At 67.6% G+C, this 17,239-nt stretch carries 16 protein-coding genes and 2 pseudogenes; 11 read left to right on the top strand and 7 right to left on the bottom strand.

All coding sequences use genetic code 11. The features are described 5' to 3' along the window. Window positions 1-81 precede the first annotated feature (81 nt). Window positions 82-1,776 (top strand): DUF4349 domain-containing protein, encoded by a 1,695-nt coding sequence (locus OXG33_05980; GenBank protein MCY4113476.1) that lies wholly within the window; start codon window positions 82-84, stop codon window positions 1,774-1,776. On the opposite strand, the gene OXG33_05975 is transcribed toward OXG33_05980, so the two are convergent. The 4 genes from OXG33_05975 to OXG33_05960 all read right to left on the bottom strand — a co-directional run bounded on the left by OXG33_05975 (window position 1,773) and on the right by OXG33_05960 (window position 5,275). After that, the gene (locus OXG33_05975; protein MCY4113475.1) at window positions 1,773-2,564 is read right to left on the bottom strand and encodes an ABC-2 family transporter protein; all 792 of its coding nucleotides are present in this window, start codon (window positions 2,562-2,564) and stop codon (window positions 1,773-1,775) included. The genes OXG33_05980 and OXG33_05975 overlap by 4 nt on opposite strands. Beyond that, complete coding sequence (locus OXG33_05970) at window positions 2,561-3,361, bottom strand: ABC-2 family transporter protein (protein MCY4113474.1); 801 nt, start codon at window positions 3,359-3,361, stop codon at window positions 2,561-2,563. The genes OXG33_05975 and OXG33_05970 overlap by 4 nt, the downstream gene beginning before the upstream one ends. Further along, a complete protein-coding gene (locus OXG33_05965; GenBank protein MCY4113473.1) occupies window positions 3,361-4,344 on the bottom strand; it encodes an ATP-binding cassette domain-containing protein in 984 nt (327 codons plus the stop codon). The genes OXG33_05970 and OXG33_05965 overlap by 1 nt, the downstream gene beginning before the upstream one ends. Window positions 4,345-4,420: 76 nt before the next feature. Next, the gene (locus OXG33_05960; protein MCY4113472.1) at window positions 4,421-5,275 is read right to left on the bottom strand and encodes a hypothetical protein; all 855 of its coding nucleotides are present in this window, start codon (window positions 5,273-5,275) and stop codon (window positions 4,421-4,423) included. A gap of 396 nt (window positions 5,276-5,671) precedes the next feature. On the opposite strand from OXG33_05960, the gene OXG33_05955 reads away from it, so the two are divergent. Both OXG33_05955 and OXG33_05950 read left to right on the top strand, forming a co-directional pair. Further along, a complete protein-coding gene (locus tag OXG33_05955; protein ID MCY4113471.1) occupies window positions 5,672-6,517 on the top strand; it encodes a DUF6159 family protein in 846 nt (281 codons plus the stop codon). Window positions 6,518-6,698: 181 nt separating this feature from the next. Further along, window positions 6,699-7,667, top strand: coding sequence for a L,D-transpeptidase (locus OXG33_05950; GenBank protein ID MCY4113470.1), 969 nt, complete (start codon window positions 6,699-6,701; stop codon window positions 7,665-7,667). Between the two features lie 13 nt (window positions 7,668-7,680). Here the strand turns inward: OXG33_05950 and OXG33_05945 are convergent, their stop codons facing one another. From OXG33_05945 to OXG33_05935, 3 genes are read right to left on the bottom strand one after another with little or no spacing between them, the layout of a single operon-like run. Further along, window positions 7,681-9,546: an aldehyde ferredoxin oxidoreductase gene (locus OXG33_05945; protein ID MCY4113469.1), complete on the bottom strand. Its 1,866-nt coding sequence runs from the start codon at window positions 9,544-9,546 to the stop codon at window positions 7,681-7,683. 2 nt (window positions 9,547-9,548) lie between these two features. Continuing rightward, entirely contained in the window at window positions 9,549-9,797 is a 249-nt protein-coding gene (locus OXG33_05940) for a MoaD/ThiS family protein (protein MCY4113468.1), read from the bottom strand. 54 nt (window positions 9,798-9,851) lie between these two features. Then, window positions 9,852-10,772: an SMP-30/gluconolactonase/LRE family protein gene (locus tag OXG33_05935; GenBank protein ID MCY4113467.1), complete on the bottom strand. Its 921-nt coding sequence runs from the start codon at window positions 10,770-10,772 to the stop codon at window positions 9,852-9,854. A 143-nt stretch (window positions 10,773-10,915) separates the two neighbouring features. On the opposite strand from OXG33_05935, the gene acs reads away from it, so the two are divergent. The 8 genes and pseudogenes from acs (at window position 10,916) to OXG33_05895 (ending at window position 17,231) form a co-directional block, all read left to right on the top strand. Next, window positions 10,916-12,913, top strand: a complete 1,998-nt coding sequence (gene acs / locus OXG33_05930; protein MCY4113466.1) for an acetate--CoA ligase — start codon at window positions 10,916-10,918, stop codon at window positions 12,911-12,913. Between the two features lie 86 nt (window positions 12,914-12,999). Further along, entirely contained in the window at window positions 13,000-13,566 is a 567-nt protein-coding gene (locus tag OXG33_05925; protein ID MCY4113465.1) for a cytochrome c, read from the top strand. 70 nt (window positions 13,567-13,636) lie between these two features. Beyond that, window positions 13,637-13,981, top strand: coding sequence for a hypothetical protein (locus tag OXG33_05920; GenBank protein ID MCY4113464.1), 345 nt, complete (start codon window positions 13,637-13,639; stop codon window positions 13,979-13,981). Window positions 13,982-13,996: 15 nt separating this feature from the next. After that, a pseudogene (locus OXG33_05915) lies at window positions 13,997-14,311 on the top strand (redoxin domain-containing protein). Window positions 14,312-14,363: 52 nt separating this feature from the next. Beyond that, on the top strand, window positions 14,364-14,921 hold the full coding sequence (locus OXG33_05910; GenBank protein MCY4113463.1) for a cytochrome c: 558 nt from the start codon (window positions 14,364-14,366) through the stop codon (window positions 14,919-14,921). Between the two features lie 69 nt (window positions 14,922-14,990). Further along, window positions 14,991-15,761, top strand: a complete 771-nt coding sequence (locus OXG33_05905) for an excalibur calcium-binding domain-containing protein (GenBank protein ID MCY4113462.1) — start codon at window positions 14,991-14,993, stop codon at window positions 15,759-15,761. An 18-nt stretch (window positions 15,762-15,779) separates the two neighbouring features. Further along, a pseudogene (locus OXG33_05900) lies at window positions 15,780-16,091 on the top strand (redoxin domain-containing protein). A gap of 75 nt (window positions 16,092-16,166) precedes the next feature. Next, window positions 16,167-17,231 carry a Gfo/Idh/MocA family oxidoreductase gene (locus OXG33_05895; GenBank protein MCY4113461.1) on the top strand — a complete coding sequence of 355 codons (1,065 nt, stop codon included), beginning with the start codon at window positions 16,167-16,169 and terminating at the stop codon, window positions 17,229-17,231. The last annotated feature ends 8 nt before the right edge of the window (window positions 17,232-17,239 follow it).

The raw sequence follows: 17,239 nt of genomic DNA, 5'->3' as shown, positions 1-17,239 counted from the left end.
GAGCCGAGAGGGAACGTTTCGTTTCCGCTGCGCGTAGTGTTTAAGGACCGGATGATCGTCTCGACACGATGGGAAGTCTCCATGCAGCGCTTTCGAGCGGCATTCATCGTTCTGATCGTCTTTGCGCTTACGGCGTGCGGCGAGGCCGAGAGCTCAGCCGAATCGCTTGACTTCGACGACCGAGCGATGGCCGAGCCGGCAATGGCCATGGCTGCCGAATCGGAGGCCATGGTCGTGCGCGAGGTGCCCGTCGAGGTCATCAAAGAGGTGCCGGTCGAGGTCGTGGTGGAGCGGATGGTGACGGCCGCGCCGGCACCGGCGGCAATGCCGGCGGCAGCCGCGCCGCAGTCGCTCGACAGCGCGCCGATGTCACTCGAAAGCGGCGTGGTCGAGCGCCAGATCATCCGGACCGGCACTCTGAGCGTCGTCGTCGCCGAGCTTGCAGACGCGGTGACCCAGGTCGAAGACATCGTGGCGGGCATCTCCGGAGCGTTCGTCGCCGCATCCAACATCCAGCAGGACGACCCGCGGCGCGTGAGCACCATCACCGTGCGCGTGCCCGTCGCCACTTTCGATGCCACGCTGGCCGCGCTGCGCAATGTCGGCGCCGAGGTGATCGACGAGGACATCCGCAGCCAGGACGTCACGGCGCAGTACACCGACCTGACCGCCCGGCTGCGCAACGCCACCGCCGCGGAGCAGCAGCTGCTGGACATTCTGACCCGGGCACAGAGCGTGCAGGACACCATTGAGGTGCAGCGCGAGCTCACGGATGTGCGTGAGCGCATCGAGGTGCTTCAGGGCCAGCTCAACGTGCTGACCAACCAAACCTCGCTGGCGACGATCGTGCTGCGCCTGCATCCGGCAGCGGACTTGATCGTGATGCGCGAGGTCCCCAGCCACTTCCGAATGCATGACTCCACGAGCCTCAGCCTGTCGGTGTGGAACGAGGGCACGGTGGACCTCAAGCAGGTGGAGGTCGTCGATCGGCTGGACCCGGGCATGATCTTCCTGGCCGCGAGTGACGGCGGCGTCTACAGCGCAGCCGCGCATACGGTGTCGTGGACGATCGACCGGCTCGGCCCGGGCGAGGCGCGCTTCCTCAGCAGCGACGTCAGGCTCGAGAGCGAGGCGCTTGACATGCAGGCGCGCGCCGAGGTCTCGACATCCAGCCCGGAGAGCGACGGCGCCAACAACCGCGTCGAGGCCACGCTGACGTTCCACGTGGACCTGGCCATCTTCAAGGACGGTCCGGCCGCCGTGCCTGTCGGGCGGGACGTGGCCTACACCCTGGAGTACCGCAACTCCGGCAACACCGACGCCCGCAGCGTGCGCCTCGAGGAGCGCCTGTCCGACGGCATGCAGTTTGTACGCGCCGACGGCGGCGGACGATTTGACGACGCGCGCAACACGATCGTGTGGGAGTTTCCGCGGATTGCCCCAGGCTTGTCCGACCTCGTGACCTACGTGGCGCGGGTGGAGGCCGACTCGGGGCGGCTGCAGACCGACACGACGATCACGTCCGACGAGCCGGACCGCGCCGACGTCGACAACACAAGCACCACGTTCCTGACGGTGCTGCCGGAGGACGTGGCCGACCGCGATGTCTGGAACCCCGGTTCAACGGCCCGCGAGAGCGTCGATCGGCTGGGTCGCTTCGCCCAGTGGGCCGCCGACGCCGGACTCACCATCGCCATCATCGGCGGACCGATCCTGGTCGTGGTGGCAGTCCTGATTGCCGGCGTGCGCGCGGTGCGGCGGCGGCGCGCGTCCTAGCTCGAGGCGCTGGTGTAGCGGCTGAGTCCGAAGCGCCAGAATCTCGTGGCCGCCAGCAGCGCGACGACGGCGATGACGGGCGCGACCCATACCAGCCACGATGGGTCGCGCCCGGTCACGGCCTGCGCCGGCACCGTGGTGACAAACGCCACCGGGAATACGAAGGTCAGCAGTTGGCGCAGCCAGAACGGGTAGACCTCGATGGGGTAGCGGCCGGTCTGGAAGAACAGGTTGAAGATCATGGTGACGTTGGCCACGCGCACGAACCAGAACACCAGCGTGGTCAACGCCAGCCAGATGGCGTAGACGATCGCGACACCGCAAGCCAGCAGCGCCACGAACAGCACCACGCCCCAGCCGGACGCGCGCACGTCGAGGCCGGCCAGCGCCACGCCGAGCACGATGGCCCCGAGCACGATGTCGGAGACGTGCCAGACGGCAAAGCGCCGCGCGCTGGCCAGAAGTAGCGCCGGCACGGGCTTCATCAGCACGTAGTCGAACGTGCCCTCGCGCACTTCCTCGACGACCCGGTTGAGGCTCGGCGACATGAACATCGCCACGAACCCGTTGACGAACACGAATATCCCCAGCAGCGAAAGCGTCTGTCCCAGGGTCCAGCCGCCCAGCGTCTCGGTGTGGGTAAAGATCACGATCACGCCGCCGATGGCGGTTCCGAGATTGAGCACGCTGCGGATGACGTTGCCGAACAAGTCGCCGCGGTAGGCAAACTCCTCCTGCAGCGCCGAGCGAAAGTACGCCCCCGCAATGCGGGCGAGGCGCCCGATCATGCGCCCACCGCCCCATAGCGCTTGACGCCGGCTCGCCAGAGCACGACAAAGGCCGCCATGGCGGCCACCGTCCATCCGGCCTGGATCGCCAGTCCCGCGGCAAGCTCCGCGCCCTGGACACGTCCCAGCACCACCTCGATGGGGAATCCGACCGTGTAGCGCATCGGCAGCATCACGGCGGCCTGCTGCAGCACGCCGGGAAGCACGGCCACGGGCGCAACCTGGCCGCCGAGCAGGAGGGTCAGGCTCATCCAGATATCCCAGAACGACATCGAGCGCGTGGTCCAGAACGCGAACATGGCGAAGCACGACCCGATGAGGAACGAGATCGAGGCCGCCATGACCATGGACGGCAGGAAGAGCGCAATGCCTAGCCAATCCGGCTCGAAGGCTGGGCGGAGAATCAGCGCCAGCCCGACCCAGATGGGCACGAGAAACATCAGGTTCACGGCCTTGTAGGCAATGTTGAGAGCCCCCGCGCGCCAGAAGGGATGCAGCGGGCGCAGCAGGTGCGGGGAGAGCCTTCCGGTCTGGATGCTGGGCGCCATGGTGTAGACCTCGATGGCCAGGGTGAGGTGCGACACGGCCATGAACACCAGGTAGTAGAGGACGAAGTCGTCGCGGTCGTAGCCGGCAATGTCTCCGCTGCCGACAACGGTTGACCAGATGACCAGGTAGATGATGGGGTTGACCACTTGCCAGAGGCCGTACAGGAACATCTCGATGCGGTACTGGAAGAGGTCCGCCAACTCTGCGCGCAGCAGCGACGCGAATCCCGCCAGCGTGCGGGAGCGCATCACGACTCCCGCCGGTGGAAGACCTGGTCGATGACGTACTCCAGGGGCGGGTCCTCGACGCTCAGGTCGGCCACCGGCAACTCCGCCAGCATGCGGGCCGTCACCGAGGCTGCCTGCGCCTTGTCGGTGCGCACGCTGACTTGCACGTCGTCGGCCGAAACGACCTCGCCGTAGGCCGAGACATCCGCACGATTGACCGGGCGCTCGAGGTGCAGCGTGATGGTCTTGTGGGGGGCGTAGCGGTCGATCAGACCGGAGAGCGGGCCGTCATAGAGCAGCTTTCCGTGGTCGATCACCACCACGCGCTCGGCCAGCGCCTTCACGTCGGCCATGTAGTGGCTGGTGAGCAGAATCGTGGCGCCGGTAGTGGCGTTGTAGCGCGTGACGAAGTCGCGGATGCGCTGCTGCATGGTGACGTCGAGCCCGATGGTCGGCTCGTCGAGAAACAAGACCCTCGGACGGTGCAAGAGGCCGGCCGCCAGCTCGGCCTTCATTCGCTCGCCAAGGGAGAGCTGACGCACGGGCTTGGTGAGCACCTCGTCGAGATCCAGCAGATCGACGAGCAAGTCGACCGACTCCTGGTAGGCGGCGTCCTGCAAGCCGAACACGGCTTTGTTGACGAGGAATGTGTCCAGGGCCGGCAGATCCCAGTAGAGCTGCTGGCGCTGCCCCATGATAAGCGTGATCTGCGACAGGAACTCGCGCCGGCGTTCCCACGGCGTGAAGCCCAGCACCGCCGCCTCGCCGTCCGTCGGATGCAGCAGCCCGCTCAGCAGCTTGAGCGCCGTGGTCTTCCCCGCGCCGTTGGGCCCAAGGAAGCCGACGATTTCGCCGGGCTGCACGTCGAAGGTGATGTCGTCGACGGCGCGAACGGACCGATGGCGGCGTCGCACGACGCTGCGCAAGGACTCACGCAGGCCGCCCTCACGATCAGCGACCTGGTAGTGCTTGACCAGGTTGCGCACACGAATGTCGGCGGACATGCAGACCCCTGAAGCGGGCGACTCCCGAGCCTAGCGCCTCACGCCAGGCTTGCCGGTCAGCCGAGGCTCCGGTGCGCTAACGCGCGGGCACCCACTTGTGCAGGTAGCTGTCGGCTCCGACTTCGCCCACGTATATCGCGCCCTGGTCGTCCACCCAGATGCCGTGCGGTCCACCGATCCGACCCGGCGGGATGCGTTCCTGGGCCCAGCGTGTGATCACCTTGCCGTCGAAATCGAAGATTGTGATGCCGCGATTGAGCTCGCTGACAAAAATGGCGCCACGGTCCTCGTCGACGTAGAAGTCGCTCGGCAGCGGGATATCGCCCCATTCGGTGACGTAGGCCCCATCGCGATCGAAGACCTGGATGCGGTCGTTCTCGCGGTCGGCCACCAGCACCCGGTCGTCCCGCGTCACCCAGATGCCGTGCGGCAGCGCGAACTGGCCCGGCCCGGTCCCGCGTTCGCCCCAGGTCAGGAGGTGCCGTCCGGCGGCATCGAACCGGTGGCACTTGGTATCCCCATAGCCGTCGGAGACGAAGATTTCGCCGTCGTCGGTGACAAAGGTGTTCGTGGGCTGATTGAACAATCCGGCGGATTCGCTGGTCACATACGGGTAGCCCAGGCGGCCCTGCAGTGTGCCGTCGGTGCCGTAGATCCAGACCACGTGCGCGAGCTGATCGGTGAGCCAGAGCCGCTCGTGGCGGTCCATGAAGACGCCGTGGGCGTAGCAGAGCTCCGCGTCGCCCCAGTGGCCGATGACCTCGCCTTCACGACCAAGCACCGTCATGGGACGCGTGCCGCGATTGAAGCAGAAGACGTGGCCAAAGCGGTCCGTGGCAATGCTGCCGATCCAGCCCAGGCTCCAGTCGGGCGGGAGCTTGAGCCAGCCGTCTACATAGTCGTAGGTGAAGTCACCCGATCCAACGCGCATGCCGTTCTCCCAGGGCCGTGGCCGCCGTGCGCAGCGTAGCGGGTCGCCCGACCGCGAACCGTCGGCGCGTATGTGCCCTTCGCCACGGTGCCGCGCCGCGCGTGGGCGTAGGGTTGAGGGAGACTGCTGGCCGCCACGGCAGGCGGCTCGGCGATGGAGGTGTGCGGTGAAGAAGAAGGTGGCGGTGCTCGTGCTGGCGATCGCGGCCGCAGCGGCGCTTGTCACGCATCGGCTGCGTCGCGAATCGGCGTCCGAGGTCTCGGCCTAGGCGCGGCGACGACCGCGGGCCCGGGTGGCGTTCGCGCCGCCCGGGTCCGCTGCATTTCAGCCGCAAATCGCACATGACGAGTCGGAAGTCTTATCCTTAGTCAATTGATTCGCACGGCGGGCTGAGACATGTTCCAAACCATTGGGCGCACGTGGGAGCTCATCAAGATGAGCTGGGCGGTCCTCAAGAAGGACCGGGAACTCGTGCTGTTTCCCGTGATGTCGACCGTGGCCCTGGTGATTCTGGCCGGGCTGATGATGGGCGTTGGGTCCGGCCTCGGCACCGTGGACCGCCTGGCCGGGTCCGGTGCTTCCGAAGTGGACATCGCGCTGCTGGCCGTGACCTACTTCCTCTTGGCGTTCGTCGTCATCTATTTCAACTCGGCGCTCATCGGGGCCGCGATGATTCGCCTGGCCGGCGGCGATCCGACGGTCGGCGACGGCCTGCGCATGGCGAACAAGCGCCTCCCCCAGATCCTGGGATGGGCGCTCATTTCTGCGACCGTCGGTCTGATCCTGCAGGTGCTCCGCAGCCAGTCGCGCGACAACATGCTCGGACAGATCGTGCTCTCGCTGATCGGTGGCGTTTGGGCGTATCTGACCTACTTCGTGGTACCCATCGTCGTCGCGGAAGGTCTGGGTCCGATCGCGGCGATCCGCAGCTCCGGCTCGCTGTTCAAGCGCACGTGGGGCGAGCAGGTCACGTCGAACATCGGCTTCGGCATTCTTGGGTTCGTCGCCGCGCTGATCGGCGCCCTTCCCGCCATCCTGGTGGCCGCCGTCAGTCTTCCGGTGGGCATCGCAGTGGGCGTGGCAACCGTTGGACTCGCCCTGGCGATCGTGACGGCGCTGGAGGGCATCTTCAAGGCCGCGCTGTACGGCTACGTGGCGGACGGTCGCGTGCCCGAGGACTTCACGCGCGACTCGCTGGCCGGGGCATACCAGAGCGGCGCCCGACCCTATCGGCCGTTCTAGCCGGAAGCCGGTCCTTCGCGGAGCCTGTTATCATTTTGTACCGGGCTTTGCCGTTCTGGCCGTGATCGGCCAGCCGCGCAGTTTGCAGGAGTAGACGGACTTGCCGCAGGGTCCTCGAATCGGGCGACGCCGGCTGCTTGCGCTAGCGGCCGGCAGTGGCGCCGTGGCAGCCGGCGGCCTTGTGTCTTCGGCCAGTGCCGAAGAGTCAATTGAGCCCCACCCCCATGTGGTCTACATCCACGAGACCGGTCACCACATTTCCGGCCGAATCCTTGACTGGTGGCTGCAATACGGCCGCGAGTCGTCGATAGGATGGCCGATCACCGAGCCGCTAACGTACGGTCGCGAGCAGATCCAATACTTCGAGCGCGGCGCGCTGCGAACCGACGCCTGGACGCGCGATCCGCTCGGCGTCACCCCACTTAACCTGGGAACCGCCTGGGCGCTGCAACAGGTGTCCGCGGATCAACCGCACGAATACGCGTGGTGGTTTCCGCAGACGAATCGCGGAGTCCATCTTGAGTTCTGGGAGCCGTTCCGCGAGGGCGGCGGTGTCTTCGCGTTTGGCTTTCCGGTTCTTTGGGGCGCTGAGACCACCAGCGGATTGCGCCAGGCCTTCAGCCGCTCAATCTGGCGGGATACGTCTCAAGGCCTCGTCCAAGATCCAGTGGGCGTATACGTCGCTGAATCGCGCGGGATACGCTTGGCCCCCGTCAGGCAGTCAATGATCGCCCCGCCCTACGACGCGGCGCACTGGCCGACACGGTCGATTTATCCGTCGGAACGCCGGGCGGAAGTCGATCTCACGCGGCAAGTCACGACCTTCTTCGCGGAAGACCAACCGGTATACGAAGCGTTGATCTCAACCGGGCTGCCACCGGACTTCACCCCGCCCGGCGATTTCGAGATTTTCTGGCGGATCGAGCGCGCGAGGTTGATTTCCAACGGCAGCACGGTCAAGACGTACGACGTGCCCAACGTGCTGCACGTCCAATATTTCACCGAAAGCTGGATCGGGTTTCACTACGCCTACTGGCATGACGCGTTCGGCAGCGTGTATAGCGCCGGTTGCGTGAACATGCGGCTCCACGACTCGCAGTGGGCGTGGGATTTCTGTGCGAACGGCACGCCGGTGACCGTGCACCACTAACGCTCGCCGCCGCCTATTCGCCTATGGCGCCGACCTCCTCAGGCTGTGGCGCGTAGGGCCGTCGTCCGGCCGGAATCGGCTCGCGGCGCTCCGCGACGAACTCCGTGGCTTGCGCCGCCTTGGCAAGCGAACCAAGTCCGAGGTATTCGACGGTGTCGGCATAGGGGCGCCCGGTCGTCGGGTCCCAGCCGTGGTCGCGATAGTAGGCCCTCACGTCGTCCCTGACGGTGTCCCGGCTGAGCCGACGGTCGTACAGCGGCCCCTGTCGCAGCGGCTCGTGCAGGCGGTCCGGGAGCCGGTCGTCTTCCGGCTTTAGTCCTTCGCGGAGGTTGAAGAGCCGCGCCATGGTGACGCCGCGCTCGAAGGTCGCGTGCAGCTCGTCCGGTGAGACGTCCCAGCCCGTGGCTGCGTTCAGCAGGCTCAGGGTCGTGGCCTCGTCGTATTGCAGAAAGTGGCATAGACCGACCGTGTTGCGAATTCCGGAGCGCTTGCCCGCGGCGCCGGTGTGGTCACCGCCGGTCGGGGTGACCGGGTAGTTGCGGCGCATCTCGGGCATCGCGCGCGGATCGTGCATGGCGACCTCGAGCCCCTTGACGTGGACGACCCTCGCCTCGGCATCCGCGCCGAGAGTGCGCGACGCTCGCAGCGAGCCCTCGGCCAGCAGGTCGCCCACGCCCTCGCGGCTAGCGATCTTGCCGATCACGCGCAGCAAGTCGTCGGCGGATCCGAAACGCAGCGTCTCGCCGTTGAGCCGGTGCTCATCCAGCAGGCCGAGCTCGACCATCTCCATGGCCCACGCGATCGTCGCGCCGCAGGAAATGCTGTCCATGCCCAGCGCGTTGAGCATTTCATGGCCCTTGCAGACGGCCATGACGTCGACCACGCCGGTGTTGGGGCCGATGGCGGCCATCGTCTCGTACTCCGGACCGCCGTATTTGGGATCGACCTCGAGGTCGGGACGCCTGACCCTGACGCGTTTCTTGCAGCGGACGGAGCACGCGTAGCAGCGATCCATCTCGTGGTCGGTGAGATCTTGAATGGCCAGGGCGTCCACCTGGTCACCGCCCGGCAGCCGGCCGTCGCGGAAGTTGTGAGCCACGAGGTGGCCCTCCAGCAGCTTGGATTTGACCATGGCGCCGGTGCCCCACGTGTGGAGCCGATGGTGCTCACCACCGGGCGCGAGCGTCTCCTGGGCCACCCAGCGCGCCACCCCGGCAATCGCCCGTGGATCGGCCGCGGACACCGGCTGCGTGCCGCGCACGGCAATGGCCTTGAGGTTCTTCGATCCCATCACGGCGCCCAGGCCGGTTCGACCGGCCACCTCATTCAGGTCGTGGACGACGCAGGCGAATCGCACGAGGTTCTCGCCGGCAGGACCGATCTGGGCCACGCGCACCTGTGGGTCGGCGAGTTCCGTCCGGATTCGGTCTTCCACCGGTCCAGTCAACTTGCCCCACAGCGGCCGGGCGTCGCGCAGCGCGACCTCGTCGCCGTGGACCCAGAGATATACCGGATGCGCCGCCCGCCCCTGCACGATGATGGCGTCCCAGCCGGCCCGCTTGAGCTCGGCGCCCCAATACCCGCCGGCCTCGGACTCACCGAAGAGGCCAGTGAGCGGCGATTTGGCGCCCACGCTGTGACGGCTGCCCCCGGGAACGGAAACGCCGGTGATGGGGCCGAGCGCGAACACGAGGCGATTTTCGGAATCGAACGCGTCGATCCCCGGTGGGACTTCCGAAAGCAGCGTGTGGGCGATGACGTTGCGCCCGCCCATGTGCAGCCGCATGAAGTCATGCCCGGGTCGCTCGACCCGCACGCGGCCGGTGGTCAGATCAACGCGGAGGAAGCGCCGGCGCGTCGAGCCGGCGGAGCGTGCCATGACTACATGCCGCCCGACATCGGGACGAGGATGTCGACCAGGTCGCCAGGCGCCAGCGCGGCGTCACGCTGCGCCAGCTCGCCGTTCAGGCCAAGCGTGAGGCGCGGCTCGGCATCGACGCCGAAGCGTTCGAGGAGATCCTGGATCGTGGCTCCCGCCGGCACGTCAACCTCCCGCACCGCGCCGGTGCCCGGAAAGTAGCGGGCAAGGTCCGCGTAGGGTCGCACACGCACACGAAGCGGCGGCGTCATCGTGCACCATCCTCTCCCTCCGGCCTGACGCCGACAGCACCGGCGGACCCGGCGCTAGGGCACCGACCGGCCGCGCACCGCCGTCTCGATGCGATACACGGATGTCTGCGCGGTGACGAACAGCGTGCTCCACCCCGGCCCGCCCCAGGCCAGGTTCGAAGGGCGTGCCGGGGTCACGATCACCCCCAACACGGTCCCATCCGGCTCAACGACCCAAACGCCTCCCGGACCCGTGCTCCACAGCCGGCCTTCCGCGTCGCACTTCATTCCGTCCGGATTGTTCGGCGCCGAGTGCGCGTCCATGTCCACGAACTGCCGTGGGTTTGTCAGCGACCCGTCTTGCTCCACGTCGAACGCCCACACGTCGCGCGGTCCGCCCGAGTCGCCGATGTAGAGCACGGATTCATCGGGCGAAAAGGCCAGCCCGTTTGGTCGCACGAACCGATCGGTCGCCAGCGCGATCGAGCCGTCCGGCGAAAGTCTATACACCCCATTTACCGGTTGCTCCTTGGCGTCGGGACCCAGCGAATCGATGCCATAGGGCGGGTCGGTGAAGTAAATGTCGCCGTTGCGGCGAACGACGAGATCGTTGGGGCTGTTGAGCCGCCGTCCCTCGAAATAGGCGGCGATGGGATCCGGCTGCGCGTTGGCGTCGAAGCGCAGCACCGCTCGCGCGGTGTGGGCGCAGGCCAGGACATTGCCGTCGCGGTCCAGCGTGAGTCCGTTGGTCGAGCCACTGCCCGCGCGAAACGTGGTGAGCTCGGGGCCTTCCGGCAGCTCGCGCCAGCGGCAGATGCGGTCGTTCGGGATGTCACTCAAGAGCAGATGATCGCCGCGCCAGACCGGGCCTTCGGTGAATCCAAGGCCGCTGGCGATGCGCTCGAACCGCGCCCCGGGCGCCAGCAGCTCGTGCAGCCGCCCGCTGCGATCCTCGAGCGCGAGCGCGTGCTTCTCGTCGACGAAACTGTGCGCCATGCCAACCTTCACGCGTTGCCAATTGGTGTAGGTCCGATGATGCCCGACGGGAGGCAAGGTGCGCGACACGGCAAGCGGTTGACAGGCTTTCGGCGGCGCTCCTAGCCTCTTGTCGGCGCCTCTCCATCACGGCGGCATGACGTATGACAACCGACCAGATTTCGCACCAATCTTCCGAGGCGTCCCAGCTCTTTGAGCCGCCGGCGGACTTCGCCGCGCACGCGCACGTCGGCTCGATGGAGCAGTACCGCGAGCTGTATCGCCGCAGCCTCGAAGAGCCGGAGGCCTTCTGGCGCGAAATCACGGACGGCTTCGAGTGGATGAAGCCGTGGACGACGCTGCTGGAGTGGGAGCCGCCGTTTGCCAAGTGGTTCGTGGACGGCGCCACCAACATCAGCGTGAACTGCGTCGACCGCCACGTGGCCGCCGGTCGCGGCGAACGCGTCGCCTTCTACTGGGAAGGCGAGCCCGGCGACACGCGCGTCATCACCTACGCCGACCTGCTGCGCGACGTGCAGCGGTTTGCCAACGCCCTGCGCGCGCTTGGCCTGGAGCGCGGCGACCGCGTGCTGCTCTACATGCCCATGGTGCCGGAGCTGCCGGTGGCCATGCTGGCGTGCGCGCGGCTGGGCCTGGTCCACAGCGTCGTGTTCGGCGGGTTCAGCGCGGATGCCATTCGCGACCGGGTGAACGACGCCGGCGCCTCGCTGGTGATCACCGCCGACGGCGGCTGGCGGCGCGGTCGCGTGATCCCGCTGAAAGCCAACGTGGACGCGGCCCTGGCAGACGACTCCTGCCCGTCGGTCGGCAACGTCGTCGTGCTGCGGCGCTGCGAGAACGACATCGACTGGGTCGAGGGGCGCGATGTCTGGTGGGACGACGCCATCGCGGGTCAGTCCGACGAGTGCCCCGCGGAAGAGCTGCCCGCCGAGCACCCGCTCTACATCCTGTACACCAGCGGAACCACGGGGAAGCCCAAGGGCGTGGTGCACACCACGGCGGGCTACATGGTCTATACCGCCACCACGGCCAAGTTGATCTTCGACCTGCGCGACGACGACATCTACTGGTGCACCGCCGATATCGGCTGGGTCACCGGGCACAGCTATATCGTCTACGGCATCCTCGGCAACGGCGCCACCAGCGTGATCTACGAGGGCGCCCCCAACGCGCCTAAAGAGGACCGGTTCTGGGCCATTGTCGAGAAATACAAGGTCACGGTGCTCTACACGGCGCCCACGGCCATCCGTACCTTCGTTCGCTGGGGCGATGAGCACCCGGACGCCCACGACCTCACCAGCCTGCGGCTGCTCGGGACCGTCGGCGAGCCAATCAATCCCGACGCGTGGCTCTGGTACCACCGCGTGATCGGCGGCGGGCGCTGCCCCATCGTGGATACGTGGTGGCAGACGGAAACCGGCGGCGTCCTGATCACGCCGCTTCCGGGCGCCATTGCCCAAAAGCCCGGCTCGGCCACGCTGCCGTTCCCAGGCACGGAGCCACAGATCGTCGACGAGCAAGGGGAGGCGCTGCCCGACGGCACGCGCGGCCTGCTGGTGCTGAATCGTCCCTGGCCGGGGATGCTGCGCGGCATCTACAAGGATGGATGGGGCGTTGCCGGCCACCCCGGCGAGCACGGCGACGCCGAGCGCTTCATCGAGCAGTATTGGGCCAAGTTCCCCGGTCGCTATCTGACCGGCGACGGGGCCGTGCGCGACTCGGACGGCTATTTCTGGATCATCGGACGCGTCGATGACACGCTCAACGTCTCGGGACACCGCATCGGCACGGCGGAAGTCGAAAGCGCCCTGGTGAGCCACGCCGCCGTGGCCGAATCCGCGGTGGTTGGCACGCCGGATCCCATTACCGGAGAAGCCATCGCCGCATTCGTCACGCTGCGGGGCGGCATCGACACCTCGGACGAGATGCACGCGGAACTGACGGCGCACGTTGGCGAGAAGCTGGGACGCTTCGCGCGGCCCAAGCAGTTGCGGTTCGCCGACGCGCTGCCCAAGACGCGCAGCGGCAAGATCATGCGCCGGCTGCTGCGCGATATCGCCGCGGGCCGCGAGGTGGTGGGCGACACCACGACGCTCGAAGATCTGACGGTGCTGGCACACCTGCGGGGCGACGAGGAATAGCCGCGCTGAAGCAACCCGCCCGACGTAATACCATGGCGCCGGCGCCGCGATCGGAGCGGCGCCGTTCAGCGGAGCAACGCAGGTCAATGCAAGTCATCGGGTCCCGACGAATCGCGCGCCTCGGGGGCGCCATTTGCGCGTTTCTGGGCGGCGCCATCCTCGCCGGCGTAGTCGCGGCCTGCGGCGAATCGGGCAGGTTCTCAGGTCTCGCGCCCACCCCTGAACCGACCCCGGCCGTCGCCCAACTGCTGGCCATGGTCCCAGCGGGACGGACCGCACCTAACTTGGCCCCGGCGCCGCCCCCGCGCACGCCAGAGGCGGTGATCACCCTCGCGGCGCCAACTCCCGTCGTGATCGAGACGCCGACACCGGCCGTGGACGGGGGTGTGACGCCCCCGCCGCCTCCGGCGGAGCCGCCGCCCAGCGACCTGCCCCCCGGCCATCAACTCTTCATCGCCAATGGCTGCACCGTCTGCCACGCCGAAGACCTGAGCGGCGGCATCGGACCGGCTCTCGCGGAGCGGACGGTTGACGATCTAACCGAGGAGCGCATTCGCCAGCAGCTCGCCGAGGGCGGCAACGGCATGCCGCCGTTTCCCGACTTGACCGAAGAGCAAATCGTTCAGCTCATCGAGTTTATTCGCAGTTCCTGAGATCAAATTGACAATGCGCGGCCGCGCGCTCGGCGTAGAATCCGAGGGGCGACCCGCAGGGAAAGCCATGATGCGAGCCGGAATTGTCGCGGTCATCGCGTTGGCGGTGGTCCTAGCGGCGTGCGGCGACACCACCGCTCCGCCGGAACCGGCCGCCGAGGCCGCGCCCGCGGCAACCGCGGCCCCCGCACTGCCCACGGCCACGGACACTCCCGCGCCTCCGCCCACGCCAACGACGCAGCCGACTGCCACGCAGGCGCCACAGCCGGCCGCCACGCCGACCCCGCCGCCGGCCCCGGCGCGGGCGGCCGCCGTGGACTTCTCGCTGCCGAGCGCCCAGGGCCCGCAGTACACGCTTAGCTCGTTTGCCGGGCAGCAGCCGGTGGTCGTCGTCTTCTACCGCGCCTTCTGGTGAGGGACTTGCCGCACCCAGCTCGTGGAGCTGCAAAAGAACTACGAAGAGTTTCAGGCGCGCGGCGTGGAAATCCTCGCCGTCAGCACGGACTCGCTCGAAGACACCGCCGGCATCGTGGAGCGGATCGGCATTCAGTTTCCGGTGCTCTACAACATCGAGGGCAACGTTCCCCGCGAATACGGGATCTTCAATCTCTACGGCGACGGTCTCGCCACCGGGTCGGCGTTCCTGGTCGACCTTGACGGAAACCTGGCCTGGAAGTCGATCTACAGCGGCGTTCACGACCTGATCACGTCGGGCGACATCCTGGCGGCCATCGACGAGCTGTAGAGCGACGGCGCCGCAATCCGAGCCGCTCCGCTCAGCGGAGCGTCGCAGGCAAGTGAAGGTCACCGGGTCTCGCCGAGCCGCGCGCCTCGGGCGCGCCATATGTGCGCTGCTGAGCGGCGTAATCCTTGTTGGCGTCGTGGCCTGCGGCGAATCGAGCCGCCTTTCACTCCTTGTGCCCACGCCGGAACCGACCCCCGTCATCGCCCACTCGCTGGCCATGGTCCCACCGGGTCGAATCGCGCCTCCCCTCGAGCCCTCGCCCACAGCCCGTCCGGCGGACGAGGTGCCCACCCCGCTACCTCCCACACCCCCTCCAACCCCGACACCGACCCCGATCGGCACGCCGACACCCACGCCGACGCCGCCCCCTCGTGAGGATCTTTCCCCCGGACATCAGGTCTTCATCGCCAAGGGCTGCACCGTCTGCCACGGTGAAGACCTCAGCGGCGGCATCGGCCCGGCGCTTGCCTGCCGCACTCCAGAGGACCTGCCGGAGGACCGCATTCGCTCGCAGCTTGCCGAGGGCGGCAATGGCATGCCGGCGTTTTCCGACCTGACGGAAGAGGAGATCCGTCAGCTCATTGAGTTCATTAGAAAGGGCAGTTGTTAGGCAGCCACGGCAAACCATGGCCTCGCCTCCGACGTAGAATTCGAGGGAAGTAGCGTCGGGAGAATCCGGGTGCGCGTCGGGATCATTGCTGTTGTCGCGTTGGCGGTCGTCCTGGCTGCGTGCGGCGAAGCCGCCGAGCCCGTGGAGCCCGCCGCCGAGGTGGCCCCCACGGCAACCGCAACTCCGCCGCCGGCGCCAACGGACACTCCTGCGCCGCCGCCACCCGCGCCAACACCAACCAGCCCGCCGACGCCCACCGCTACTCCCGCGCCCACTCCGGTAGTAGTCATCGCCGCGGCGCCAACGCCCACGGCTGTTCCCGAACCGACCTCGACCCCGGCGCCCGCACCCACGTCCACTCCAGCGCCGCCACCGACGGCGGCGCCGACTCCGACGCCCGCACCCCAACCCACGCCGACGCCAACGCCGCAGCCGACGCCCACGCCCGCTCCGGAACCCACACCAACTCCAACCCCCGCGCCGACGGCGCTCGACCTCTATGACGACGACGGCAACGGTCGGATCTCATGCGCCGAAGCGCGCGCGCACGGGATTGCCCCGGTCAGGAGCGACCATCCCGCGTATGAGTACATGACGGATCGAGACGGCGACGGCGTGGTTTGCGAGACGGCTGCGTCCACGCCGACGCCGCAACCGACCCCTACGCCGGAACCGACGCCCACACCGCAGCCAACCCCGACCCCGACGTCAGCACCGGCCCCCGCCAGGGCAGCCGCCGTCGACTTTTCGCTGCCGAGCGCCCAAGGACCGCAGTACACCCTGAGCGCATTCCAGGGACAGCAGCCGGTGGTGGTGGTGTTCTACCGCGCGTTCTGGTGAACGGCTTGCCGCACGCAGCTCGTGGAGCTGCAGAACAACTACCAGGAATTCCAATCGCGCGGCGTGGAAATCCTGGCCATCAGCACCGACTCGCTGGAAGACACCGCCGGCATCATTGAGCGAATCGGGCTCGATTTCCCGGTGCTCTACAACATCGCGGGTGACGTGCCCAGGGCCTACGGCGTGTTCAATCACTTCGGCGACGGCCTCGCCACGGGATCGGCATTCCTGGTCGATCTCGACGGGAACGTGGCCTGGAAGTCGATTTACAGCGGCGTTTACGACTTGATCACATCCGCCGACATCCTGGCGGCCATCGACGCGCTGTAGGCGTCTAGCGGCGCCCGCTGCGCGCCGTGGGCCACGCGCCTACAATCGCCGCCGGTCTCACCGACGGAAATCTCCATGAATAATCCGCTGCGAGCCGGCGTGGTCGGCCTGACCGGCATCGGGGCCAAGCGCCCCGCGCCAGGGCCGGGACCGGGCACCGGCTTCGATATGCCGCATTCGCACGTCGCCGCTTATCACCACATCGCCGGCACGGAGCCGGTGGCGGTGTGCGACATCGTGCCCGAGAAGCTGGACGACTTTCACCGCACCTGGAGCGACGCGCTGCCCGACGTGCGCGGCTACACCGACTACCGCGAAATGCTGGCCCGCGAGCAGTTGGACGTGATCAGCGTGGCGACCCCTGACGACCGGCACGCGCAAATCGTCGTCGACGCGGTCGACGCCGGCGTGCGCGGGATTGTCTGCGAAAAGCCCATCGCCTCAACGCTGGCCGACGCCGACCGCATGATCGCCGCCGTCGAGGCCGCAGGCGTCCCCATGCTGGTGGATCACACGCGGCGCTGGATGTTCCCGTGGGTGCAGGTGGCGGAGGTGATCGCGTCCGGCGAAATCGGCGAGGTGCAACGAATTGTTGCCAATCAGGGCGGTCCGCGCGCGATGCTGTTCCGCAACGGCACCCACATGTTCGACACCATCCTATGGTTCGCCGGCGGCACGCCCACCGCGGTCTACGGGATCGCGGAAGCCGGGTTCGAGGACTACCCCCCGCGCTATGCCAGCGACGGCGGCCACGACCCCGACACCGACCCCGCGATGTCAGTGGTTGTCGAGTTCGACAACGGCGTGCGCGCCTTCTGGAATATGTGCAAAACCATGCCGCAGGTATTCTCGCTGGAGGTCTTGGGAACCGCCGGGATCGTGCGCGTCGACGACTCGGGCAACGCTACCGTCGTCGTCAAGAACGGCGGCGACTTCAATCAGCGCAGCCTTCCCCGACCCCAGTACACCCTGGGCCACATCGCCGGTTGCGTCGACGAAATGGTGCAGCTGATCCACCACGGCGGACGGCCTTCGATGGACGGTCGCACCTCGCGTCAGGTCGTCGAAGTGCTGCTGGCCGCGCTGCACTCGCAGCACGCCGGCAACGCCCGGATCACGCTGCCGATCAGCGACGCGTAGGCGGGTCG

The sequence above is a fragment of the Chloroflexota bacterium genome (genome assembly GCA_026708035.1).
Classification (GTDB): domain Bacteria; phylum Chloroflexota; class UBA11872; order UBA11872; family UBA11872; genus JAJECS01.
This window is presented reverse-complemented; position numbering and strand designations above follow the sequence as displayed.